Here is a 22,995-nt window from a genome sequence, read left to right on the forward strand (position 1 = left end):
GGGTGGGTCGGGCGCTCGTGCTACCGTGGAGATGCCTCCCCGGGCTCCGGTGTGAGGAAGAAAGCCCCGGACACGCTGACGGATGTTGGCACCCGGGGCTGACGCTTTTCTCAGCCCAGAAGCCTCGGCAGGATCGTCACGGTCTCCGCCAAGTGGCTCAGCGGCACTGCATCTTCGCCACGCCGATCTGACCCCACAGCCCCGGCAACGGCATCGGGCACCCAGAGCATCAGCTCAGCGAACGGCTGCACGAAGTCCATACGCAGCGTCATGTCGATCAGGCCGGTGCTGCGTACCGCATCGAGCATGCGCAGATCGCGCTGGTCCTGCCGCGCCTTGCGACTCTCAACCCAGACCTGGCTGACACCGAGCCTGTTGAGCTCGAGGATGAGCAACTCCATGCAGAGCCGCCGCGCCCGCTCCTGCTTGTGCTCGTTGAGGGGCACTCCCACCACAACGGTGTGCGCGAGCGAGTGCTCGGCGATCGCCGCAGCGATCGTCCTTCGACGGTCAGGATTCTCTTGATACCAGTGCAGCCTCTGGTTCTTCCGAGCAGAAGGCCACGAAGCGTGTCCCGGATCGGCTCGCACTCCTGCGGACTCACGACAGTCGCTGCCAACAGATAGATGCCCTCCACCAGCAAGCTAGAGGCCGTGTGCATCGACTCGTCGACCCAGGCGTGGAGCACGCGAGGTTGCTCCTCGGGCTGCGAGTCGGGATCGGTCACGGGCGCATCCTGCCAGGGACCCACGACGTTCGCGTCAGGCGGCGTGGAGCCCGGCGGAGGCGATGTGCAGCCCGTGGAGGTCCTCCATCCAGATCGCGCCCGTCAAGCCGGTGACGTCCAGGCTGTCGCGGTTCGTCGGGAGGGTGACCGTGGGAGGGATGCCGTAGATCATCTGCGGGCAGCGCCCGCCCGACCAGACACCAGATCCCGGGCTTGCGAGCCTGCGTCAGTCCTTCCCGAACCGTTGAAACGCGGCCTGTCGGGAGGTGTCGAGGGCGGCGCCGATGATCGCCCAGGAGTCGCCCGCTTCGCGGGCCGCCTTCACGGCATCTCGGAGCTCTTGTTCCGCCTCGGCGACCTGACGACAAGCAGCCAGAATGCGTCGGAAGGGGGTCGCATCTCGGGACGCATGAGTCATGGGATCGACCTCGGCGAGACCGGCCTTGTCGGACTTGGTCGTGGTGTCCATGTCAATCAGCTCATCTCAGAAACTCGAAGAACCGTGGGCGAAGTCGGACCGCGTTCTCCCATGCATGCGTGATGTCGCCATCGGCGATCTCGTGCTCGCGAGCCGAGTCAATGATCTCCACTGTCAAGATTACCTTTACAGATCTGGGTCGTCGAGGTAATCCTGACAGAGCATGGCGCCACGGAGTTCGCCCCTCCACAGCCCCACGTCGGACCCAGGTTGAGTACGCGTATCGAACCCAGGCCGACGTGGCGAGAAAGCACCGATCAAGTCGAGCGAGTGGCGTTTGGCTCCCCCGGTTGGACTCGAACCAACAACCCTTCGGTTAACAGCCGAATGCTCTGCCAGTTGAGCTACAGGGGATCGCTGTGGAGCCCGCACAGACTAGCAAGGACGGCCGAAGGCGGGCGAATCGAGCGGGTCACTCCCCCAGCTGTTCCCGGGCGACGGCCAGGGCGTCGGCCGCGAGGCGGCGGACGTCGGGGTCTTCGGGGTCGATGTCGGCGTCGTACTCGTAGAACCAGGAGATCCCAGGAGCGCCGCCCGGGGCTCGTCGCGCGACCACGCGCAGACCTCTGCGACCGGTGATCGGCACGTGCTGCTGGAAGACCACGCTCGCCGAAACCCGCTCCCGGACCAGCTGCAGCAGGCGGCGGGAGTTCTCCAAGATGACTTGGTGCTCGGGCCGCTGCGCCCCCCAGGTGCCGACCTCGGAGACCCGGAGGGTGCCCGTCTCGCCGTCCCAGTCCGCAGCCTCCACCTGCTCCCAGGCGATTCGGGTCGGCGCGCCACCGCCGGGGTCGGTCAGGTAGAACGCGTCACGGGTGCCACCGACCACGCGGCCGTCGGTAGCTGCGGCCCAGGCGAGCAGTCGCTCGCCGGGAGCAACAACGAGATCGGGGCGGCGTGGGCGGGCGCTCATGCCTCTCCCAGTGCCTGTTCATGCAGAGTCCGGCGCTGCTGCTCTAGCGCGACCAGCTGCCCGAAGAGGGACTGGTACTCCTCCGCTTGCTCGACCGGATTGGTCCGCTGCAGCCGCGACTTGAGGTCCTCGATCCGACGCTGCGCGGTGACCTCACGGAGGCGAGCGACGTGCGAGGCGACGTACGCCTCGTCGACCGCCTTGGTGCTCAGCACCGGCTCGACGCCGAGGCCGCTGACCGCCGAGGCGAGCGCCGGGTCTGTGGTCGCATCGCGCAGCCGGGCGGCCCACTGCGGGTCCTGGGCGCCGACGGACGGCCCGCCCGCGGCGGTGACCAACGCCCACACCGCGCGATAGGTCGGATGGGTGAAGTCCTGCTCGGTGACCTCGGCCATGGTGCGCCCGACTGCGGCAGGGTGCTGAACCACCAGTTTGAGGGTGTCTCGCTCGATGGCGAACCGTGGATGGAGCAGTGGGGGTACGTCGACCGCGGGTGCCGCCGGTGGATCCTCCTGGGTCGGGCGGCGAGTGGTCTGCGGGCGGTTGTTGCCCCGGGCGACAGCTCGGCGGACCTCTGCTCGGGCCTCCTCGATATCGACCCCCACCATCCGCGCAATCTCGCGAGCAAAGGCGTCGACCTTCGAGCGGTCGCGGATGCTCGAGACCAGGCCGGCGCCCGCCCGCAGCGCGTCCACCCGCCCGTCAGCGCGGTCCAGGTCGTAGCGGCCCACGACGTTGCCGAGCACGAAGCGGTAGAGCGGAAGCCGCGAGCCGACCAGGTCCCGGACGGCCTGGTCACCCTGCTGCAGGCGCAGGTCGCACGGGTCCAGACCGGCCGGTGCAACCGCGACGTAGGTCTGCGACGCGAAGTTCTGATCGCCCTGGAAGGCCCGCAGCGCCGCCTTCTGGCCAGCCTCGTCGCCGTCGAAGGTGAAGATGACCTCCCCATGCCCGTCGGCTTGATCGAGCAGGAAGCGGCGCAGCACTCGGGCATGGTCGTCGCCGAAGGCGGTGCCGCAGGTGGCGACCGCGGTCGGCACGCCGGCGAGGTGGCAGGCCATCACATCGGTGTAGCCCTCCACCACCACCGCCTGGGAGGACTTGGCGATCTCGCGGCGGGCCAGGTCGATGCCGTAGAGGACCTGACTCTTCTTGTAGATCGGTGTCTCGGGAGTGTTGAGGTATTTCGCCTCGATGCGGTCGTCGTCGAAGATCCGGCGAGCTCCGAAACCGATCGTGTCGCCGGTGGCGTCCCTGATCGGCCAGAGCAGGCGGCCTCGGAAGCGGTCGTACGCCGAGCGGCCGATCGCTACCAGGCCTGCGGCGACCGTCTCTTCGTCGGCGAAGCCCTTCTGCCGCAGATGGATCAGCAGGGCCTCACCGTCTCGCGGCGCGAAGCCGATGCCGAATCGCCCGGCTGCGTCCTGGTCGAAGCCACGCTCGTGCAGGAACTGGCGGGCCGCCAGCGCATCCGCCCCGGACAACTGGTCGGCGTAGAACTCCTGAGCCAACCGGTGCGCCTCGATCAGTCGGGACCGCTGCGGTCCTCGCGGCCGCTCCGGGCGATGGTCACCCTCCTCGCGGCGCAGCTGGACGCCGTACTTCTCCGCCAGCCGCTCGACCGCCTCGACGAAGGTGAGCCCGTCGATCTTCATCAAGAACGTGAACACGTCACCGCCTTCGCCGCACCCGAAGCAGTGCCAGAACTGGCGGGCGGGGGTGACGTGGAAGGACGGCGACTTCTCGTCGTGGAAGGGACACAGTCCCTTCTGGGAGCCGCCGCCGGCGTTGCGGAGCGTGACATAGCCGGAGATGACCTCGTCGATGCGCGCCTTCTCGCGCACCTCGGCGATGTCCTCATCGCGGATCCGTCCGGCCACGCCCGGAGTCTACGGGCGACCGGTCGTGGGTCGCCTGGCCCTCAACAGGCAGGCACTAGCCGGGTGGGATCACGTTGACGAGCGCCTCGCCGGCGACATAGCGACGCAACTGGGCGCGGACCAGCCGGTGCGCCCGCGGCCACATCGCCGCGCTTGCGCCACCCACATGGGGAGTGAGCAGGAGATTGGGGGCGCGCCACAGTGGGTGGTCGGCTGGCAGCGGCTCCGGGTCGGTCACGTCCAGCGCGGCCGAGATGCGGCCGTCCTCGAGCGCGTCGACCAGCGCGTCGGTGTCGACGATGCTGCCGCGGGCGACGTTGACCAGCAGAGCGCCGGGCTTCATGGCCGCCAAGAAGCCGGCGTTCACCAGGCCCCGGCTCTCCGCCGTCGCGGGCAGGATCAGGACGACCACGTCCGCGGCGGGCAGCAGATCGGGCAGGTCCGCCACGGCGTGGACCCCGGTCCGCGCCGATCGGGCCACCCGGGTGATGTCGACCTGGAAGGGCCGCAGCCGGTCCTCGATCGCGGCGCCGATCCGGCCGTAGCCCACGATCAACACCCGCCGATCGGCGAGGGCATCGCGCCAGAGCGAGCGCCACTGGTGCTCCTCTTGGCGCCGCAAGAAACCGGGCATCCCGTTGAGGCTGGACAGGATCAGAGTCAGCGCGAGCTCGGCCGTCGAGTCGTCGTGGATGCCGGCGCCGTTGCAGAGGGTGACACCCGGCGGGACGGCGTCGACGATGTGCTCGATGCCCGCGGTCAGCGTCTGAGCCACCCTGAGCCGGGGCATCTGGGCCATCACCTCGTTGTCCTTCGGGGAGAACTGATAGGGCAGGACGTAAAACTCCACCTCGGCCGCAGAGTCCGGCAACACGTCGACCTCGTTGGGTAACACCATGTCGAAGCGCAGCCCCTCCGGGACCTCACCGAGGTCCTCGGGGTCGAAGGGCAGCCACACCATCGGCTCTGTCATCGGCTCGTCCTCCCCATCAGCAGCCGATGGCGCGCCACGGCACTCGCGTCGGTCAGCGAGGCCACCTGGTCGATCACCGCCCGAGTCCGCCCAGCCTCGTCCGGCGAGGCCAGCCAGTCGTCGGCGAACTGTCGATCCAGCGCCTCCGGGCCCCGCACTAGCATCGCCTCGACCAGCTCACCTAGCAGCTCGCGCTGCTGCTTCATCAGGGCCACCCGGTCGTCGGCTCGCATCACATAGTGCGCCGCGATCCCCTTGAGCACCGCGATCTCCTGTCGGGTTCGCTCGGGCACCACCAGGTCGGCCTGATAGCGCACGAACGGCCCCCGCCCCTCGGCGAAGGTCGCCGCCTGGACGCTTCCGCAGAACCGCCCGATCACGTCGGAGGTCAGGTTCTTCAAGGCGGCCAGGGCGCGCCGAGTGCCGTCGTACGGCGTGTGCGGCCAACCATCGATCGCTGCCAGTCCGGCCAGCGCGCCCTCCAGCTCCTCGTCGGTGGCAGCCGGGAGATACCACTCCCGCACGGTCTCCCAGATCGCGGCCCGACCGAGTCGCGTCAGGTCGATCCGGCCGGCGACCACGCCGTCCTCGACATCGTGGACGGAGTAGGCGACGTCGTCAGCGAGGTCCATCACCTGCGCCTCCAAACAGCGGCGGGTGCCGGAGACGCCGCGACGCATCCAGGTGAAGACCGGGAGATCGGCGTCATAGACCCCGAACTTCAGCACCGTCCGCGGGGACCCGTCGGCGTGGACGCCACCCGGTGGTTCTGCCTGGGCGAGGGTCCAGGGGTACTTCGTGCAGGCGTCCAGGGTCGCCCGGGTCAGGTTGAGGCCGACCGATCGGCCGTCGCCGTCGAAGGTCTTGGACTCGAGCCGAGTCAGCAGGCGCAGGGTCTGGGCATTGCCCTCGAAGCCGCCACAAGGCTCGCTCAACTCGGCCAGCACCCGCTCGCCGTTGTGGCCGAACGGCGGGTGACCCAGATCGTGTGCCAGGGCGGCCGTCTCGACGATGTCGGGGTGGCAGCCGAGTGCTCGCGCCAGATCACGGGCGACCTGGGCAACCTCCAGGCTGTGGGTCAGACGGTTCCGCACGAAGTCGTCGGTCTGCGGGCCGACCACCTGCGTCTTGGCGGCAAGGCGGCGCGACGAGGCGGCGTGCACAACCCTGGCTCGGTCACGCTCGAACGGAGTCCGGATCGGTGCGTCGACCCGCTTCGGGGGCTCGGCGACCAGCCGCTCGGCGGCAGCGTCGTCGTACCCCTCGGCTGTGGTGTCGATTGCACGGGTGTCCATCTGAGCCGAGGTTAGCGCCGATGGCTCCCGCTCCCGGCAGGTCGCCGCTGGTCGAGCGGGCCATCAACGAGATCTCAGTACGTGTTTAAGAAGCCCATGGCCTGCTGCGCGACGGCCGAGACTTCTTAAACACGTACTCAGAGCCAACCGGAGTCGTCGGCGATCCGGACCGCCTCGGCGCGGTTGGCGGCGCCGGTCTTGCCGATCGCGGCGGAGAGGTGGTTGCGAACCGTGCCGGTGCTCAAGAAGAGGGTGCGGGCGATCACCGACACCGGCGCTCCGTCGCGAGCAGCCCGGAGCACCTCGGTCTCCCGGTCCGTGAGCGGAGACTCCCCCATCAGCATGCTGTCGGCAGCCAAATCCGGGTCGACCACGCGCAGCCCCTGGTGCACGCGGCGAACCGCATCGGCGAGCTGACGGGCGGGCGTGTCCTTGACCACGAAGCCATCCGCACCTGCCCGCAGCGCACGCCGGACGAAGCCCGGGCGACCGAAGGTGGTCACGATCAACACGCGCGTCGACGGCCGAACCACCTTCACGGCCTCGGTGGCGGCAATGCCGTCCAGGCCCGGCATCTCGACGTCGAGCAGTGCGACGTCGACGTCATGCTCGACCGCGGCGGCGACGACCTCGTCGCCGCGACCCACCTCGGCGACGACCTGCAAGTCCCGCTCCAGATCGAGCAGAGCGGCCAACGCCCCCCGCACCAGCGCCTGGTCGTCGGCCAGCAACAACCGGATCACGCGAGGCTGACCTCCAACACGAAGCCTCGCGGCTCCACCAGCGAGGTCACCAAGACGGCGCCCGACGCAGCCGCTCGCTCGCGCAGGCCCGCCAGCCCATGGCCGCCGACGAACCCGCTCCCGACCTGCGCCGGCCCACGCCCGTCGTCCTCGATCCGCACACCGTGCGGCTCCAACCGGACCAGACAGCGAGTCGCACCGCTGTGCCGGATCACGTTGGTGACCCCCTCCCGGACCGCCCACGCGAACAGCTCGCGGAACTCGCTCGGCACGTCGTCGACGGTGGTCGGCAGGTCGGGTTTGATGCCGGCAGCCTCCAGCGCCTTGCTGGCCCGAGCCAGCTCGCCGGCCAATGACGGGGCGCTGTAGCCGCCGACCGCACGGCGTACGTCGGCCAGGGCGTCGCGTCCGAGCCGCTGGACCTCCTCCAACTCGGTCTTCGCGCGCTCGGGATCCTGGTCGACCAGTCGTTCGGCGAGCTCTGCCTTCACCGTGATCACGGTGAGGGTGTGGCCGAGGATGTCGTGCAGGTCGCGAGCGAACCGACCGCGTTCGTCGGCGACCGCGAGGCGGGCGTTCTCCTCCTTGGCCCGAACCAGCTCGACGTTGCGGTTGAGGAGCTGGGTGAAGCCATACATCGCAAACGCCGACATGGCGACCGCGAACGACAGCGAGGGCTCCTCGGTCCAGGCCGGCACCGACGCAGTCGCCACCTGCAACCCGAGCAGAATGCTCACCACCACGCACACAGACACCGCAAACGGGAACCAGTGGACTGCGCACACGCCGACGAAGACCCAGGTTGCCGTGCCCGGCTGGCCCGTCGTGACGCACACCAGCGTGGCGAGCACGGCCAGCGCGCCCACGATGAGGACGCCTTCCGCAGGGATCTCATCGGGCCGGCGGCTCATCCGTCCGCGCATGCCCAGCGGGAAGGACACCAGATAGACCAGCACGAACAGGGTGAGCGAGAGCAGACCGACCACCCGCTCGACACCGGTCCGCTGGGTCAATGCGACCGTGAACGGCTCTTGGAGGAAGAACAGCCAGATGGCCGACATGACCAAGCCGATCCACATCCGGCGATGCGGTCGCTCCGGCCTGGTCGAGGCCCAGGCTTCCGAGCCGCGCACGCTCGCCGACGGGCCGGACGGTGATGGGCCGGGGGCGGGCAGACCCCCCGTCAGTCCACCCGCCTCCGGCTCCACACGAGAGTCGGACGACGCCATAGTTCCCAACCTATCCGTGGGTCGCGTCGTGGACATTGATCCGATCCGGCTCTCGAGTCTGTTGCCCTGCATCCGCCGTCAGACTCGGCTGGTGTCCTTGCTCATCCGCCAAGCGGCACCACCGAGGAAGATCGCCAGCCAGGCGACGGCGTTGACCAGGGAGTACCAGTCCAGCTGCTGGGTCAGCGGCCAGCGAGAGATCTCGGCCACTCCGAACATCGGGGTGAAGGACGCCGCCCACCACATCGTGGTGCCCTCGGTGATCGGGATGAAGACGTTGCCGAGGAAGGCCAGCGCGGCGAGTCCCGGTCCGAGGATCTGCATCGCGTTCTCCCCCGGGACCAGGTAGCCCACGAAGACGCCTAGGGCGGCGAAGACCAGGGTGCACCCCACAGCGAGCAGCGCGCAGCCGATCCAGGCTGACACCGGCATGTCCGGCTTGCCCTGGATGAGTCCGCAGATGTTCACCACCGTCACGGCGATCGCGCCGAGAACCAACGCGACCAGTGCCTTGAGAACGACATAGGCCACCGGCGACAACGGCGTCAGCCGCAGCTGACGCGACCAGCCCTGCGCCCGCTCGATGGCGACCGATGCTCCCGCGCTCGCCGCGGTGAGCGCGGCGCCGTAGAGCGCCATCGAGGCCATGATGTACGCCGCTACGTTGCCGACGCCGACCCGCTCGGTGGCGTAGGACTGCGAGGAGCCGATCGCGAAGAACATCGCTCCCGGGAAGATGAGCGCGAAGATGATCGTGCGCCGGTTGCGCAGCATCCGGCGCAGCTCGATGCCGAACAGCGTCGGGCTGATGGCACCGAAGCGCGGCACGCTGCGGGTGCTGGGATCGAAGGTAGTCATGGCGCTCATCGCAGGCTCTCCGTCTCGTTCGCGTCGTCGGCCGTGCTTCGCGCGTCGCCGGTCAGGCTGAGGAAGGCCTCCTCGAGACCTTGGGCGGTGATCTCGAGGTCGCGAGCCGGGGTGGCCGAGAGCAGGTGTCTCGCCACGTCGTCACTTGCGCGGGAGTGGATCAGCACGGTGTCGCCGCGCACCTCGACCGAGTCGACGCCCGGCAGCCGGTGGAGGTCGTAGCTCTCGGCGTCGGTCAGGGTGGCGCGGATGGTGCGGCCGCTGGCGAGTGCCTTGATCTCGGCTCCCGAACCGTCGGCCACGATGCGCCCATGGCTGATCAGCACGATGCGGTCGGCGTACTGATCAGCCTCCTCGAGGTAGTGGGTGGCGAAGACCACCGTGCGGCCCCGCTCGGCGTCCTCGCGGATCGCCGACCAGAAGGAGCGACGGCCCTCGACATCCATCCCGGTGGTGGGCTCGTCCAACAAGAGGACGGCCGGATCTGGCAACAGCGCGAGCGCGAACCGCAACCGCTGCTGCTCGCCGCCCGAGCACTTGCCGACCTTGCGGTCGGCGATCTCGGCGATGCCGGCGCCGCGGAGCACGTCGTCGACGGCCTGGGTGTTGGCGAACACGCTCGCCATGTAGGCCACCGTCTCGCGCACACTCAGGTCCTTGAGCAGGCCACCGGTCTGCATCACCGCCGAGACCAGGCCACGCTCGATGGCGGCCCGTGGCCTCATCCCGAGGAGAGCCACCTCACCCCGGTTGGGCGAGGCGAGCCCGAGCATCATGTCGATGGTCGAGGTCTTGCCGGCGCCGTTGGGGCCGAGGAAGGCGACCACCTCGCCCTGCTCGATGCTCAGGTCGACGTTGTCGACGGCCACCACCTTGCCGTAGGTGCGGGTCACCCCGGACAGCTCGATCGCTGCCGCGGCCGCCGATCGGGACGACGTACGCCGTCCACTCGCCGCGCTCGCCGGGCCGGCGTCCGTTGCGCCCGTAGTCGTCGTGCTCGGAGTTGTCATGACTCCACCCTGGCGGCCATCGGCGCGAGGCCCCTGGTCGTCCTGTCACCGATCACCCGTGACAAATGTCAGTGCCTGCCGCCGAACGTCATCGGAGTCGGTCGCCCAGGCGACCAGAAGGAATGACGTCTCGGCAGCCTGTGGACCGCCATCACCATGCGCGAAGCGCAGGTACCATAGGTGGCATGCAGAAGACGACCGTCTATCTCCCCGTCGAGCTTGATCTTCGCCTGGAGGCGGAGGCCAAAGCCGAGGGGGTGAGCAAGGCCGAGCTGATCCGACGGGGCGTGGCAAGGCTGCTCGACGACAGTCAGCGCACGCGACGCGCCAAACCCCTACCCGTCTTCCACGGCAAGCGGACTCGCACGATGGACGAGATCGACCGCGACCTCGTCGACCAGATCAGCCAGCGAGCTGCGCGACGTTGATCGTTGTCGCGGATACCTCGGCGCTCCTCGCAGCCTTCGACGATGGGGAGGCCGAGCACACGAGGGCTCTCGCCGTCATGTCGAGCGAACGGCTGGTGATCTCGCCGTTGGTGCTGGCAGAACTGGATCATCTGGTGCATCGCGACTTCGGATTCCGTGCGGCCACCGAGGCGATCGAGGCCCTGACCGACCGGATCACCGACGGCGACTACACCCTGGCCACGGTGTCCAACGACGATCTGCTCTCGGCCGGTCAGGTGCGGTTGGCGTACCGCAGTCTCGAACTCGACCTTGCGGACGGCATCGGGGTGGTGATCGCCGACCGCTACCGCACCAACAGGATCTTCACGCTCGACCAACGCGACTTCAGGGTGGTCAAGCCGCTCACGCGTGGCTTCGCCAGCTTCACGATCTTGCCCGCCGACGGCTGAGCGGCCAACTCCGACCTCCGGCGGAGGCCGACGCTACTGGGCCGGCTCTCCCTCCGAAGGCCGGTAATCTCCGATCAGGCGGTCGATGACGGGCAGGGAGGAGACGCCCACGATGTCTGAGCAGGCCATGCTGGGCGACGACGAGCGGACCTCCTGGTTCCTGACGGTCGACGAGCGGGGAAATCCGTCGACAAGGCTGGGCAGCGGTCATGGCAGCGGGCGGCAAGGGCGCGTGGCGTGGACCCGCGGGAACCGGGCCAGACCACTGATCCACGGCGCGACCTACTTCTCCGTGCTCTACGAACGGATCGAGGCCACCGGCTCCGGCGACCTCATCCTCTTCACTGACTGGCAAGGCGATGCCGACGAGCGCCTCACCGGACAGCCCGGAAGCGAGCTGGTCGAGGTGCTCGGCCGCGCGCTGGACCGGGGCGTCGACGTCCGTGCCCTGGTGTGGCGCTCACACAGTCGACTGCTGGGCTACTCGACCGAGTCCCATCACCGCCTCGGCGAGCTGCTGCAGGAGCGCGGTGCCGATATCCAGCTCGACATGCGGGTGCGGCCGGGCGGCGCCCACCACCAGAAGTTCCTGGTCATCCGACATGCCGCCGATTCGACCCGGGACGTGGCCTTCGTCGGCGGCATCGACCTGTGCCACGGGCGCCGCGACGATGCTCGCCACCTCGGCGATCCCCAGGCCGATCCGATCGCCTCGGAGTACGGCGAGCGCCCGCCCTGGCACGACGTACAACTGGAGCTGACCGGGCCGGTCGTCTACGACGTCGAGACGGTCTTCCGCGAGCGCTGGGAGGACACCGGGCCACGCACCCGGAACCCGGTCCGACGCCTTCAGGACAGGCTGCGCGGCCTCGACGAGCCGCGCCGCCCGCTCCCCCCGCAGCAGCCGGCGCCGCCGGCCACCGACCATGACCACGCCGTGCAGCTGCTCCGCACCTATCCGGCTCTTGGCGTCGGCTGGTCCTATGACTTCGCGCCCGCGGGCGAGCGCTCGGTTGCCCGCGGCTACACCAAGGCGTTGGAGCGTGCCCGCGACCTGATCTACCTGGAGGACCAGTTCCTGTGGGGTCGGGAGACGAGCACGATGCTGGTCAAGGCCCTCCGCGACCACCCGGGACTCCACCTGATCGCGGTGCTGCCCCGGGTGCCCGACCAGGACGGCTGGTTCGCGCGCGATCCGCAGACGCTCGGCCGGATTCAGGCGGTCCGCCGAGTCATCGAGACAGCCCCGGACCGGGTCGCCATCTACGCCCCGGAGAACCATGCCGGCACACCGGTCTACGTCCACGCCAAGGTCTGCGTGATCGACGACCGGTGGGCGACCATCGGCTCCGACAACTTCTGCCGACGGTCGTGGACCAACGACTCCGAGCTCTCGGCCGCCGTCGTCGACCTCGGCTCCCTCGACCGGACCGGCTACCCGCGCCAGCTCCGGCTCACCCTCGCCGCCGAGCACCTCGACCGGATCGATCCGGACCGGCCGATCGATCCGGACGAACCGGCCGAGGACGCCCTGATCGAGGCGATGACCGACTGCGTCGACGCCCGCGGGATGTTCGAGACCGTCGCTGCCGCCGCGGATGCCCTGGACGAGTGGCATGCCGCCGGGCAGGCGGGCCCCCGACCGCCGGGTCGCCTGCGGTTGCTCCCGTTGCCATCGCTTCCGCCGCCGCGACAGGTGATCGCCGCCCCTTCCTACCGCTTCCTGCACGATCCGGACGGGCGTCCCTGGCGGATGCGGCGGCGGCACGCCTACTGAGCGTGGAATTCAGGCCGCTCCTCCAACCTCCGCCCGGGGAAGATTCCGCACCGAGGGAGCGGTGAGGGTCGCGAGCGCGATCACCACGTAGGCCACCCCCGCGACCACCAGCACCTCACGAATGCCAAAGACAACCGCCAACGGCCCGAAGGCGAGCTGCCCGACAGGGATGGCGATGAAGGATCCGAGCGCGTCGTAGGAGTAGGCACGCGAGAGCATCTCGTCAGGGACGTTCTCCTGCATCGCGATGTCCCACCCGAGCATGAAGAGCTCGATCCCCGCACCAGCAGCGAAGGCAGCGATCATCACCGGCACCAGGCTGGGATGCACGCCCAGCACGATCATCGGCACTCCGAAGAACGAGCAACCGATCATGCCCCACATCAGTGGTCGCTGAAGTCGCACTCGGAGCAGGACCAGTGTGGTGGCCAGCAGCCCAACAGCCTGAGAGGACATGATCACGCCCCATCCACCCTCGCCGATGGCGGTGTCCTTGGCGAGCACGGGACCCAGCGTGTACATGCCACCACTCTGGAGTGCGTTGAGCACGCAGAAGGCGATCACGACGACCAAGAGCCAGGTGGTCGACACGAAGAACGTCCACCCCTCACGCAACTCGACCACCATCGACGGCTTGTCGACCCGAGCCGGCGGGGGCGGCACCCGAACCCGAACGAGTAGGGCTGCGGCAACCAGGTAGGTCGCGCCGTCGACCACGACTGCCCAACCAGCACCGACACCGACGACGAGCAGGCCGGCGATTGTCGGGCCGAGAATGGTGAGCACGTTGCGCATCATCGACATCAACACGTTGGCTGGCTGGAGCTGGTCACGCGGAACCAGCTGAGGAAGCAGGCTGGCCAAGGCGGGGAAGCTGATCGAGGCGACTACTCCGTTGACCGCCGAGAGGACGACCAGTTGCCATAACTGAGCGGTGCCGGTCACCACTAGAAACCCGACCGTGAGCTGGGTCAAGCCGGCCACCACGTTGGACACCTGGATAACCAATGCCCGGCCGAATCGGTCCGCGATCACTCCGCCGGCTAGGAGGAAGAGCACCATCGGGATACTGCGACCGGCAAGCACAACACCCAGCGCGCTCGGGGAATCGCTCACCTCAAGAACGGCGAACGCGAGCGCCAGCCCGCCCATGGCCGAGCCAGCGAGGTTCACCATGCGCGAGAGGAAGTAGTAGCGGAAGTTGGGTTCGCGCAGCGGCGCGAGGGAGCCCGACACAGTCACGCCTGAGGCTGATGGATGCCGAGGGCACCGAGGAGATCGGTCCGTCCTTCTCGGACGAACCCATGAGCCTCCAGAATCGGTCCACCATGCTCGACCACAAACGACCGCCACCGACTAGGACCCACCACCATCTCCTTTGCCAGCCGGCTGAAGCGAGCGACCTCAGCCAAGACAGAATAGGAAGTATGCGCGCAGTAGTGGTGGACGCGGTCCGGGGACATCCGGAGGTTCGCTCGGTGCCAGTGCCGACCACCCCCGCCAACGGCGTACTGGTCGAGGTGAGGGCCACCGGGATGTGCCGCAGCGACTGGCACGGTTGGGCCGGGCACGAGGACATCGCCTTCCCGCACGTCCCCGGCCACGAGCTGGCCGGCGTCATTGTCGACGTCGGATCACAGGTGCGGCGCTGGACGCCGGGCGAACGGGTGACGGTGCCGTTCGTGTGCGGCTGTGGGCGTTGCGACTGGTGCCGGAGCGGGCAGGCGCAGGTGTGTCCCGATCAACAGCAGCCCGGCTTTACCTACTGGGGCTCGTTCGCCGAATACGTCGCCCTGCCGGCCGCCGATGTGAACCTCGTGTCGGTCCCCGAGCAGGTCGACCTCACGACTGCGGCCAGCCTCGGCTGTCGATTCGCCACCGCCTATCGCGCCCTGGCGGCGCGCGCCCGTCTCCGTGAGGGTGAGTGGGTCACCGTCGTCGGCGCCGGCGGGGTCGGGCTCAGCGCGATCATGATCGCCCGGGCGTTGGGTGCGCGGGTGGTCGCGGTCGACCGCAATCTCGAGGCCCTCGCCGCGGCTCGAGAGCTGGGGGCCGAGCACACCGTCCTCGCCGACGGCACCGACGTCCCAGCCGTGATCAGCGAGCTGACCGACGGCGGCAGTCATGTCGCCGTCGACGCCGTCGGCAGTGAGCGGACGGCGTCTGACGCCATCCTGGGGCTACGGCGACAGGGACGGCACGTCCAGGTCGGCTTGCTCCCTCCCGTCGAGGGACATCCGCGGGTGCCGATGGCCCGGGTGATCGGGTGGGAGCTCGATCTTCTCGGCAGCCACGGCATGGCCGCGGCGGACTACCCGGAGATGATGAGCCTGATCCGAGAGGGCGCGTTGCAGCCACAGCACCTGATCGAGCGCACGATCGGCCTCGACGAGGCCGCCGAGCTGCTGCCGGTGTTCGACCAGGCCACCGTCGCCGGGATGACGATGATCGACCCGTCACACTGAGGCTGCGGAGGAGCGGCGCGAGCGTTCGGATGCCTCAACCAGAGTGAAGGCTCTCGATATCGATGAGGTCCGCGAACCGGGAGAAGTGTCGCGTGTTGTCGGTCACGATGGTGCTGGCTTGACGGGTCAGGGCCACTGCGACGACGTTCGCATCATGGATCTGCTTGCCCGTCACGGCGCGTTCGCCGACGAGAGCCAGGAGGCGCCGTGTCGTGGAGATGTTCTCCGGCAGGAGCACCATGTCGTCGAGGAACTGCTGCACGTTCGCCACGGCGTCCTTGCCCGGGAGACCGAACCCGCTGGCCTCGACGGGTCGCGTGGTCACCGCGACGTACTCCCTGATGATCTGCGGAGTCAACGCCAGGCGGCGCCCGTCGTTGTTGAGGAATCCGGTCGCCGCGTCGTGGGCCGCGCGACTCCGGTCGGTCGCAGCGAGCAACACGTTGGTGTCGACGACGACGAACTCGTTCGGATCAGCGCTCGTCGTCATCGTAGAAACTGCCGCGATCAAATGATCCGACGTGGCCAGTTGCCACCGTCCGCAGACTCAGTCGGCGTGCGCGTCCGCCAGGAACCGGCTCTGCCGCCAACCTCTCGAGCGCCTCTCGCAACTCCTGCTGCACCGAGTGACCGCGCCGAGCAGCGCGCCGCTTGAGAGCAGCCACCGTCTCCTCCGGAACGTCCCTGATGTGGAGAGCAGCCATAGCATTGATGCTAGCACCTCGTGCTAGCATCAAGTTCCCGCTGTGACAACCACCCGCGTCGGCCGCGTCGTGAGAGATAGCCTCTCCCGATGGAGGAAGTCCTCGCCCTCACCGCCGACCACACGCACCTGTATCCCGGCGCTCGCCTCACCGTCCCCGAGACCTCGGCACTGCCGAGCGAGTCGGCCGACGTCATCGTCTTGTTCCGGGACCATTCCACGGCCGAAGCGGTGCTGACCCGGTCGGGCGAAGGATTCGAGCTGCGGGTCGAGCCCTACTCGACCGTCGCGGGCACCGCTATCGACACGAAGACGTGGCGGCTTGCGGCGACCGAGGACGGCTCCCTTGTCGTACGGCGGCGCTAGGCGGCCATATGCGGAACCTCAGCCGCACCCTGCAGCGTCTGATGACCACAGGGCTGCACCAAGGCTGAGGATGGTGGCGTGGACGAGGACGGCGGCAACGCCGAGTTCAGCGAGTACGTCGCCGCGCGCTGGGCTCGCTTGGTGGACCAGGGAGCGCCCGGTGGCCGACGTCCCAGACCTGGGGCATGACGACGCCACGACGACGCCGACGCGATCGCCCGCTCACTGCGACGGCTGACCCCGGAGCATCGAACTGCAGTCGTGCTGCGCGCTACTACGCCCACCTGACCGAGCAGCAGATGGCGGCCGTGCTCGGGATCGCGCCCGGCACGGTGAAGTCCCGCCTGTCCCGGGCGCTGAAGCTGCTCGCCGACGACCCCGACCTCTCCGACCTGCGAGGCGCACGATGACCGACCACGACCTTGCCGACCTGCTGGAGCGCTCCGCGGAGCGCATCCCGATCGGGACTCCCCCACTGCCGGAGATGGTGGCCGGCGCCGACCACCTGCGTCGGCGCCGGAGGGCGAGGCGTGCGGCGGTGTCCTCGGCGGCGGTGGCCGTGGTCATCGCAGGCACCGCTCTCGTGTCCACCCACATCGCGAGGCCGTCCTTGAACAAGGTCGACAAGCCTGTTGCCACCCAGAGCGCGACCCCGATCCCGGCAGGGACGCGCCTGGTCGGCATCGGCCACCCCGCGATCGCCGTGCCGGAGGACTGGGCCACGAACGCGCTCCGCTGTGGCACGGCGACCGGATCACCAGGACGACGACGCGGGTGAGCACTACCGCACCGAGCTCGAGGCCGCAGGGCTCCAGGTCGAGGTGCGCACCAAGCTCCGGCCCGGATCCAAGCCCGGCTGGGTGCTCGGAGTGAGCCCGGAGCCGGGAACGATGGTCGAGCCGGGCCAGGTCGTCACCATGACCGAGACCGCCGAGCCCCGGGCATCGATGTCTACACTGTAGACATGAGCTCTCCCGTGCCGGTGCGCTTCCCTGCTGACCTAGACCGCCGGGTGTCGTCACGCGCACGCCAATCAGGCCGTCCGAAGTCCAACGTGGTCCTCGTCGCGGTCGACGAGTGGTTGCGGATGCAAGACCACCCACGGGTCACCTTCACGGCCAACAACCTTGGCGAGCGCGTCCCGCGCGTCGGCGGCAGGATGGACGTGCGCGTGGTCGTGGAGTCATGGCTCGCCCATGACGCCGACGAGCGAACTGTCGCAAGCGTTGCCGATGCGACCGGGCTCGACCCGATCGAGGTGTCGGCGGCATTGGCCTATTGGGCCGACTACCCCGATGAGATCGACCGCGCCATCGCGCTGCAAGAAGAGGCGACCCAGACTGCCTATGCCTCATGGGAGCGCCGACGGTCCCTGGGCATCGTGTGACGGTCGCGTTGCTCTTCGATGAGCACTATCCGTTCTGGGTTGTCGATCAGGTCTCGGCCCGGGGCATCGATGCTGTCGGCCTGACCCGTGACCGTGCCCACCTCGTCGGAGCTGACGACACCGAGGTCCTGCGGGCCGCCACGGCCGAGGGCAGAGTCGTGGTCACCGAAGACGTCCGCACCTTTCCGGTCGCGATCGCGGAAGTGCCCACTCACCTGGGCGTGGTCTTCGTGCGGGCGACCGCCTATCCCCGCACCCGAGCCGGGATGACCCGCTTGGCGGAAGCTCTCGTTGCCCTGCTCGCCGACCCGCCCGAGGGGCTCGGCGGCCAACCAGTCGAATGGTGGCTGTGACCGTCTTTCCTCGACCGGCTCTGGATGGGTTCAACTGGGCGACCTGACCTCGGCGTCACAGACAGCTCGGTCGCCATGGCCCATGGTTGGTGCAAAACTACGTGCATGGGGCGGTCGAGGACCAATATCGAGATCGAGAACGACTACCTCGATGCGATCATGAGCCGCTACGCCATCTCGACGAAGACCGAGGCCGTCGACCTCGCGCTGAGGAGCCTCGCGGGTCAGCCGATGTCGAGGGCGGAGGCACTCGCCATGGAGGGTGCGCAGGCAATCGATGAGATCCCGACAGGTGCGCCGCCGCCAGAGGTCGCGTGACCCTCGCTGACACCTCGGCGTGGAACCAGGCGAGTGGCCTCACGCCCGGCGTGGGTTCAGCCAGCGCAGGTCGGGGAAGCGGGCGAAGTCGCTGTCGAAGGAGCAGATGCCCGTCCCGTGCTCCAGCGCGAGCGCGGCCAGATGGGCGTCGGTGACCAGATTCCCTCGCAGATCATCACTGACAAGGAGCCTGCCGAGGATTTCGCGATGGCGCGCGCCCGGCGATGGAATCCACGCCCGCTCTGCGTCGAGCCAATCGGTGACATAGCCCCAGGCATCCTTGGCGGTCAGCGGGGTCGCTGTCGCGCGCGGGTGGGTAATGATGCGCTGGAACGCCATCAACGACGCCCATGGAAGCCCGACTCTTTCGACGCCGTTCAACGCGGAGTCCATCCAGGTCCGCGCGCTCTCATGAAAGGGTGACTGGTCGTCGACCGCGTAGAGCAGGACGTTGGCATCGACAATCAACGGGCGTGCTCCGCGTCATACTGATCGAGCAACTCCAGTGTTTCGGCAATGTTGGTGACGTCCATCTTCAGACCCACGCTCGCCGTCCGCTGCCGAAACTGCGCGGTCTCCTCGCGCCGCGCCAGGCCTGCGCGAGCGAGTTCGTTGACGGCCTCACCGAGCCCGATATGACGTTCTCGGCGCAGTTGCTCAGCCGCCGCTGCCACTTCAGGATCAAGACGCACCGTCGTCCGCATGCCGCCAGCGTAGCATCACTGATGCACCTTCTATGCACCTCTGGTTCGACACGATGGTCCAGCTCACGGAGCAGCGCAGCGGAAACCGCTCAGCTGTCGCGAGCCTGAGCGGGCATCGTGCCGTGCCGGACAAGCCGCCGTTCGCCAGCCCTGCAAGGCGCCGTTCGCCAGACCTCGAACAGTGTTTACCGGCGACGGTTGATATCCGAACTGCGTGAATGCCTTCACGACGTGTAGGTGCGCTGGACGGCACCTCGGGTGTCAGCGGCGGCGGATCGCGCGTAGCCAGCGCCGGCGACCCGTGGCCTGAGGAGCCGACCCCACTGCGTGGTCGGGACTGTTCGACGACCGTTTGATACCAGCGTGGAACGCGACGATCCGGGCTTGCTCGGGGTTGATGTCCGCTGTGTCGAGGAGGTCAGCGAGTCGGCTTCGCTGTTCGTCGGGGAGGCGGTCCCAGGTGGTGGCGGCGCTGACGGCGAGCCAGTTCGAGATGCCTGCTTGACCGAGTGAAGCCAGGTGCGCGTCTGGGTCGCCTGCCGCGCGAAGGTCTGCTTCGACGCGGTGCCATCCACCACCGGCTCGTGTGAGTCGCCAGGCAGCTCGTCTTGTCGCTGGCCGCTCGGACGTCCACGCTTCGTCGGCGAGTGATGGCGGGGCACTCAGTCGGGCGAGAGCGCGGGCAGCGGTTGAGCTCACACGTGGGCTGGGGTCGAGGAGCACGGGGGCCAGGAGAGGGATGACTTCGTCGCTGGTCGCACGGCCGAGGATGGCGTTGACGGCGGCAGCGCGGATGCGTGCGTTGGGGTGGCCGAGGTGCTCGATGCAGGTGGGCATATCTGATTCGTCGCCGAGGACCGCGATGCCGTCGAGGCATGCTGCGTGCAGGCGTGGTGCGGCGGACGCAACAGCGAGCTGGCCGCGGTAGTGACCGATGATGTCGAGTCCGCGGCGGCGTGCCCGCCACCGAGCTTGCTCCCGGACCCTGGGGGCGCGGTCGGTCAGGAGGGTGTGGAGCTGTTCGTCGGAGAGTCGGTCATCGGGCAAGCGGGTGAGCGCGACGAGACGGCCGTCAACGCTGTTGGCGTCGAGCAGCTGCGCGATGTGGCTTGAATCGCCGATCGACATCAGCCAGTCGGCACAGGTGGCGCGGAGCCACTGGTCAGGATCGTTGCGTGCGGCGCCAACGAGTTGGTCGGCAGTCAGCAGGCTCTCCCGGTGACCGAGCTCGAATGCCCACCGGCGGACATTTCGTCTGTTGCTCGTGAGGAATGCTTGGACGACGCCTTCAGCACCGAGGTCGGCCGTCAGCGCCTCCTCAACCTGCCTGAGAGTCAGGGCTGCGTGCTGACGACCGCGGCCGGACAGGATGATGTCCAGCACGACGGGGGCGGTGTTGGCGTCGAGGTTCGGTTTCAGGCTCGTCCATGCGGCTGCGCGGACCTGTGGGACGTGGTCGAGGAGGCGTACTGCGAGCGCCGCGATCGCTATGCCGGTTCGCTTCGTCGCCAGAATCTGCGTTGCTCGTTCCCGGAAGCGGCCGTCGACGTGGAGGCTGGTGATGGTGGCGACGAACGCGGTCTGCTCGTCAGCGTTGGAGCCGAGCCAGCCACGAATGCCGCTGACCGGTGTTCCCGTGGCGTAGGTGAAGGTGCGTGCTGCTTGGTCGAGGAGGAGCCAGGAGCGGCTGTCGAGTGACTCAAGCTCGGTGGCTCCGGTGCGCCAGTCTTCAGGGCCACCGTCGGTGACCTTTGATGCCAGGCTGACGGCGAGCTCGCGGGCTTCCATCGACGGCATCATGGGTTCATCTTCTCGCGACGCTGCTTGGAGCCCCTACGGATTTGTTCAGCCGGTCACGTTGGGCTCTGTGGGTGGCGAGGGAGCCATGTGAGGAGTTCGGCGCCGAGAGTGGCGATGAGGTCGTTGCCCCAGATGGTGAGTGTCTGCTGCCACGGGTGACCGAAGGTGCCCCAGCGGAGGTCGGGCGTCATGTGCGCGTAGTAGTCGCCGTTCGGGAAGACAGGGATGGCTGGGATGTCGTCGGAGAGCGCCTGGCGTCCTGGCGAGTAGCGGTAGGCGGGGTGCTGCCAGTCGAGGGCGACGAGCTCATCGCCTTCGACGAGCCAGACGAAGGCACGCAGTGCGGCGGCGTTGATCCCTGCTTCCCCGGCAGCGAACCGTGGCCCGTTGTGCTCGAACACCGGGCTCAGGTCGATGACGAGAGAGTCGGGCGGGAGCTGAACCGCGGGGCGATCGCGTTCGTAATAGTTGGCGACGAACCCGAAGCGTTCGTTGAAGGGCGTCCACGCTGAGTCGTAGTCGACCTCGCGCCACACGTCGCTCGCCTCCTCCACGTCCACGACGTTAGCGGCTTCGTTCGGCGGCATAGCCGGTCCAGTTGCCGCCCGCGTGTCCGGCCCAGCGGGTTGCGGTGGCGACGTCGATTCCGATGAGGCTGGCGAACACGGCAGGCGGGACGCTCGCGGCAAGGTGCAGCATCGCGGTGTTCCTGCCAGCGCGTGTGATGATCCCGAGTCGGTTGAGGCGGCCCATCAGCGACGTCGGGTGCTGGTGGTGGCCGGCCCGCTTACCGGGGAACAGCCACTTCGGGTCGGCCAGGGTGCGTGCCGCGCCGAAGGGCTTGGCGATGGGCAGCGCGGTGATCAGGTCAGCAACGGCTGGGAGGAGTTGGACCGGCTCGCGCCCAAGCTTGAGGTAGATCCCGTGGCTGGCGATGGTGATGTCGTCGACGGTGAGGGCGGCGATGGTCGTGACGTGTTGGGCGTAGAGCAGGACCAGACATGCGGCGGCGCGGTCCTCGATGCTGGCGGTCGTGGGGTCGTGGAGCATCCGGCGGACGATCGTCCACTGTTCGTCTTGGTCGATCCGGTCGCCGGGTCCCTCCGGCCGAGCGACCACGGGCAACGTCAGCCCCGTGAGTTCGCCGTCGCCCTGGAGCCAGGTCAGGAATCGGGTCTTCATGCCGTGTCGTTCTGTGAGCCAGGTGTCGATGTCGTATTGCCGACAGGATTCGAGGCTGACGCCTCGCTCATCGAGGTGGGTGAGGAATCGTTGGGCTGTGCGGATCTCTTGGCGACACCTGTCGGCGACGGTGGGGCGGAGTTGGCCGTGCCGGTCGGGTCGTGCTCGGGCGATGACGTGCCAGCGGGCGTAGCGGGTCAGGAGCTTGCGTTGGTCGGGGTCCTCGACGTTGGCCAGCAGTGCGGTCGTCCAGCGGTCGAGCCGGGCGGCCTGTTCGTCGCGTTCGGGGAGGACGCCGGTGGCGACGAGGAGCGCGCGGAGGTAGCCGACGGAGAAGCGGTCGCCTTGGGCATCAAGGACCTCGTGTGTGAGGTCGTCGTTCTCGTTGATCAGCTGGGCGAAGAGATTGAGCGCGACAGTCGAGTTCCAGTTGCTCAGGATCGAGCGCGGTCGGTAGGTGCTGGCCAACGCGTCCCGCACGGGCTTGAGTTGTGGCGGCATCGTGCCGGTCGGGGCGAGGAGCTGGTCTATGCGTTCGGTGGCCTGGCAACCGAAGCACCACGGTCGTCCGTTCTTCGTCGTGCGTCTGCCCAGCGCCTGCTGCCCGCAGACGGAGCACTCGACGACTGGTGCCTGGAAGCAGGTGGGGCAGATGTCCGGGGAGTCGGCAGTGGCTTTCAGCGCGACACGTCGGGTGCGGCCGCAGATGCCGCAGGGGCGTCTGGGGTTGCGGTAGCACCGTGCGCAGAGGTCCTGGGTGTGGCCACCCTTGCCACCGGCGCGTGCGGCAAGCGGTCCGACGGTCGCGCATCCGTCGCAGCGGTCGTCGGCGTTGCGCGTGCGGGCGTAGCAGGTGACACAGAGAGCTGCCCCATCAGCGCGGCGGGCATTGACGCGCATCGGGCGTCCGCACTCACCGCAGGGCTCCTTGGGGGCGGCTCGTGCTCGGCAGGCGCGACATCGACC

30 protein-coding genes and 1 tRNA gene are annotated in these 22,995 nt (G+C 68.5%); 11 read left to right on the top strand and 20 right to left on the bottom strand.

What is annotated here, in order from left to right:
• Positions 1–110: 110 nt before the first annotated feature.
• The 12 genes from QM714_RS06295 to QM714_RS06350 all read right to left on the bottom strand — a co-directional run bounded on the left by QM714_RS06295 (position 111) and on the right by QM714_RS06350 (position 10,115).
• On the bottom strand, positions 111–452 hold the full coding sequence (locus tag QM714_RS06295) for a hypothetical protein (protein ID WP_415098650.1): 342 nt from the start codon (positions 450–452) through the stop codon (positions 111–113).
• A gap of 309 nt (positions 453–761) precedes the next feature.
• Entirely contained in the window at positions 762–899 is a 138-nt protein-coding gene (locus QM714_RS06300; RefSeq protein ID WP_415098652.1) for a hypothetical protein, read from the bottom strand.
• Positions 900–953: 54 nt separating this feature from the next.
• On the bottom strand, positions 954–1,196 hold the full coding sequence (locus QM714_RS06305; protein WP_415098653.1) for a hypothetical protein: 243 nt from the start codon (positions 1,194–1,196) through the stop codon (positions 954–956).
• A 287-nt stretch (positions 1,197–1,483) separates the two neighbouring features.
• Positions 1,484–1,559 (bottom strand) — tRNA-Asn (locus tag QM714_RS06310).
• A gap of 58 nt (positions 1,560–1,617) precedes the next feature.
• Positions 1,618–2,118 carry a hypothetical protein gene (locus tag QM714_RS06315; RefSeq protein ID WP_415098654.1) on the bottom strand — a complete coding sequence of 167 codons (501 nt, stop codon included), beginning with the start codon at positions 2,116–2,118 and terminating at the stop codon, positions 1,618–1,620.
• Entirely contained in the window at positions 2,115–3,998 is a 1,884-nt protein-coding gene (gene dnaG / locus QM714_RS06320) for a DNA primase (protein WP_415098655.1), read from the bottom strand. The genes QM714_RS06315 and dnaG overlap by 4 nt, the downstream gene beginning before the upstream one ends.
• A gap of 55 nt (positions 3,999–4,053) precedes the next feature.
• Positions 4,054–4,971, bottom strand: a complete 918-nt coding sequence (locus QM714_RS06325; RefSeq protein WP_415098657.1) for a 2-hydroxyacid dehydrogenase — start codon at positions 4,969–4,971, stop codon at positions 4,054–4,056.
• Complete coding sequence (locus QM714_RS06330) at positions 4,968–6,266, bottom strand: deoxyguanosinetriphosphate triphosphohydrolase (protein ID WP_415098659.1); 1,299 nt, start codon at positions 6,264–6,266, stop codon at positions 4,968–4,970. The genes QM714_RS06325 and QM714_RS06330 overlap by 4 nt, the downstream gene beginning before the upstream one ends.
• A gap of 137 nt (positions 6,267–6,403) precedes the next feature.
• On the bottom strand, positions 6,404–7,009 hold the full coding sequence (locus QM714_RS06335; RefSeq protein ID WP_415098661.1) for a response regulator transcription factor: 606 nt from the start codon (positions 7,007–7,009) through the stop codon (positions 6,404–6,406).
• Positions 7,006–8,088 (bottom strand): sensor histidine kinase, encoded by a 1,083-nt coding sequence (locus QM714_RS06340; RefSeq protein WP_415098663.1) that lies wholly within the window; start codon positions 8,086–8,088, stop codon positions 7,006–7,008. The genes QM714_RS06335 and QM714_RS06340 overlap by 4 nt, the downstream gene beginning before the upstream one ends.
• A 228-nt stretch (positions 8,089–8,316) precedes the next feature.
• Positions 8,317–9,105, bottom strand: coding sequence for an ABC transporter permease (locus tag QM714_RS06345; RefSeq protein ID WP_415098665.1), 789 nt, complete (start codon positions 9,103–9,105; stop codon positions 8,317–8,319).
• Positions 9,102–10,115, bottom strand: a complete 1,014-nt coding sequence (locus tag QM714_RS06350) for an ABC transporter ATP-binding protein (RefSeq protein WP_415098667.1) — start codon at positions 10,113–10,115, stop codon at positions 9,102–9,104. The genes QM714_RS06345 and QM714_RS06350 overlap by 4 nt, the downstream gene beginning before the upstream one ends.
• A 185-nt stretch (positions 10,116–10,300) precedes the next feature.
• Between QM714_RS06350 and QM714_RS06355 the strand changes: the two genes are divergently transcribed.
• The 3 genes from QM714_RS06355 to QM714_RS06365 all read left to right on the top strand — a co-directional run bounded on the left by QM714_RS06355 (position 10,301) and on the right by QM714_RS06365 (position 12,751).
• Positions 10,301–10,543 carry a ribbon-helix-helix protein, CopG family gene (locus QM714_RS06355; protein ID WP_415098669.1) on the top strand — a complete coding sequence of 81 codons (243 nt, stop codon included), beginning with the start codon at positions 10,301–10,303 and terminating at the stop codon, positions 10,541–10,543.
• Positions 10,540–10,974: a type II toxin-antitoxin system VapC family toxin gene (locus tag QM714_RS06360; protein WP_415098671.1), complete on the top strand. Its 435-nt coding sequence runs from the start codon at positions 10,540–10,542 to the stop codon at positions 10,972–10,974. Before QM714_RS06355 ends, QM714_RS06360 begins: the two co-directional genes overlap by 4 nt.
• 112 nt (positions 10,975–11,086) lie before the next feature.
• Entirely contained in the window at positions 11,087–12,751 is a 1,665-nt protein-coding gene (locus tag QM714_RS06365) for a phospholipase D family protein (protein WP_415098673.1), read from the top strand.
• Between the two features lie 9 nt (positions 12,752–12,760).
• Here the strand turns inward: QM714_RS06365 and QM714_RS06370 are convergent, their stop codons facing one another.
• The gene (locus QM714_RS06370; protein ID WP_415098675.1) at positions 12,761–13,993 is read right to left on the bottom strand and encodes an MFS transporter; all 1,233 of its coding nucleotides are present in this window, start codon (positions 13,991–13,993) and stop codon (positions 12,761–12,763) included.
• Positions 13,994–14,178: 185 nt separating this feature from the next.
• On the opposite strand from QM714_RS06370, the gene QM714_RS06375 reads away from it, so the two are divergent.
• Positions 14,179–15,216 (top strand): zinc-binding dehydrogenase, encoded by a 1,038-nt coding sequence (locus tag QM714_RS06375; protein WP_415098677.1) that lies wholly within the window; start codon positions 14,179–14,181, stop codon positions 15,214–15,216.
• A 34-nt stretch (positions 15,217–15,250) separates the two neighbouring features.
• Here the strand turns inward: QM714_RS06375 and QM714_RS06380 are convergent, their stop codons facing one another.
• Both QM714_RS06380 and QM714_RS06385 read right to left on the bottom strand, forming a co-directional pair.
• Positions 15,251–15,706: a type II toxin-antitoxin system VapC family toxin gene (locus QM714_RS06380; RefSeq protein ID WP_415098679.1), complete on the bottom strand. Its 456-nt coding sequence runs from the start codon at positions 15,704–15,706 to the stop codon at positions 15,251–15,253.
• Positions 15,690–15,920: a FitA-like ribbon-helix-helix domain-containing protein gene (locus QM714_RS06385; protein WP_415098681.1), complete on the bottom strand. Its 231-nt coding sequence runs from the start codon at positions 15,918–15,920 to the stop codon at positions 15,690–15,692. The genes QM714_RS06380 and QM714_RS06385 overlap by 17 nt, the downstream gene beginning before the upstream one ends.
• Before the next feature lie 89 nt (positions 15,921–16,009).
• On the opposite strand from QM714_RS06385, the gene QM714_RS06390 reads away from it, so the two are divergent.
• From QM714_RS06390 to QM714_RS06420, 7 genes are all read left to right on the top strand, one after another.
• Positions 16,010–16,285, top strand: a complete 276-nt coding sequence (locus tag QM714_RS06390; protein ID WP_415098683.1) for a hypothetical protein — start codon at positions 16,010–16,012, stop codon at positions 16,283–16,285.
• 185 nt (positions 16,286–16,470) lie between these two features.
• On the top strand, positions 16,471–16,695 hold the full coding sequence (locus tag QM714_RS06395; protein ID WP_415098685.1) for an RNA polymerase sigma factor: 225 nt from the start codon (positions 16,471–16,473) through the stop codon (positions 16,693–16,695).
• On the top strand, positions 16,692–17,063 hold the full coding sequence (locus QM714_RS06400; RefSeq protein ID WP_415098687.1) for a hypothetical protein: 372 nt from the start codon (positions 16,692–16,694) through the stop codon (positions 17,061–17,063). The genes QM714_RS06395 and QM714_RS06400 overlap by 4 nt, the downstream gene beginning before the upstream one ends.
• On the top strand, positions 17,023–17,247 hold the full coding sequence (locus tag QM714_RS06405; protein ID WP_415098689.1) for a PASTA domain-containing protein: 225 nt from the start codon (positions 17,023–17,025) through the stop codon (positions 17,245–17,247). The genes QM714_RS06400 and QM714_RS06405 overlap by 41 nt, the downstream gene beginning before the upstream one ends.
• Before the next feature lie 2 nt (positions 17,248–17,249).
• On the top strand, positions 17,250–17,672 hold the full coding sequence (locus QM714_RS06410; protein WP_415098691.1) for a hypothetical protein: 423 nt from the start codon (positions 17,250–17,252) through the stop codon (positions 17,670–17,672).
• The gene (locus QM714_RS06415) at positions 17,669–18,025 is read left to right on the top strand and encodes a DUF5615 family PIN-like protein (RefSeq protein WP_415098693.1); all 357 of its coding nucleotides are present in this window, start codon (positions 17,669–17,671) and stop codon (positions 18,023–18,025) included. The genes QM714_RS06410 and QM714_RS06415 overlap by 4 nt, the downstream gene beginning before the upstream one ends.
• A gap of 105 nt (positions 18,026–18,130) precedes the next feature.
• Positions 18,131–18,343, top strand: a complete 213-nt coding sequence (locus tag QM714_RS06420; RefSeq protein WP_415098695.1) for a type II toxin-antitoxin system VapB family antitoxin — start codon at positions 18,131–18,133, stop codon at positions 18,341–18,343.
• A 39-nt stretch (positions 18,344–18,382) separates the two neighbouring features.
• Here the strand turns inward: QM714_RS06420 and QM714_RS06425 are convergent, their stop codons facing one another.
• From QM714_RS06425 to QM714_RS06445, 5 genes are all read right to left on the bottom strand, one after another.
• Positions 18,383–18,811, bottom strand: coding sequence for a TA system VapC family ribonuclease toxin (locus QM714_RS06425; protein WP_415098697.1), 429 nt, complete (start codon positions 18,809–18,811; stop codon positions 18,383–18,385).
• Positions 18,808–19,047, bottom strand: a complete 240-nt coding sequence (locus tag QM714_RS06430) for a CopG family transcriptional regulator (RefSeq protein ID WP_415098699.1) — start codon at positions 19,045–19,047, stop codon at positions 18,808–18,810. The genes QM714_RS06425 and QM714_RS06430 overlap by 4 nt, the downstream gene beginning before the upstream one ends.
• A 261-nt stretch (positions 19,048–19,308) precedes the next feature.
• Positions 19,309–20,835 carry a HEAT repeat domain-containing protein gene (locus QM714_RS06435; RefSeq protein ID WP_415098701.1) on the bottom strand — a complete coding sequence of 509 codons (1,527 nt, stop codon included), beginning with the start codon at positions 20,833–20,835 and terminating at the stop codon, positions 19,309–19,311.
• A gap of 65 nt (positions 20,836–20,900) precedes the next feature.
• Positions 20,901–21,401, bottom strand: a complete 501-nt coding sequence (locus QM714_RS06440) for a DUF2716 domain-containing protein (RefSeq protein ID WP_415098704.1) — start codon at positions 21,399–21,401, stop codon at positions 20,901–20,903.
• A gap of 10 nt (positions 21,402–21,411) precedes the next feature.
• Positions 21,412–22,929: a hypothetical protein gene (locus QM714_RS06445; protein ID WP_415098706.1), complete on the bottom strand. Its 1,518-nt coding sequence runs from the start codon at positions 22,927–22,929 to the stop codon at positions 21,412–21,414.
• Between the last annotated feature and the right edge of the window lie 66 nt (positions 22,930–22,995).

It is taken from the genome of Nocardioides sp. (assembly GCF_047602075.1).
GTDB lineage: Bacteria > Actinomycetota > Actinomycetes > Propionibacteriales > Nocardioidaceae > Nocardioides.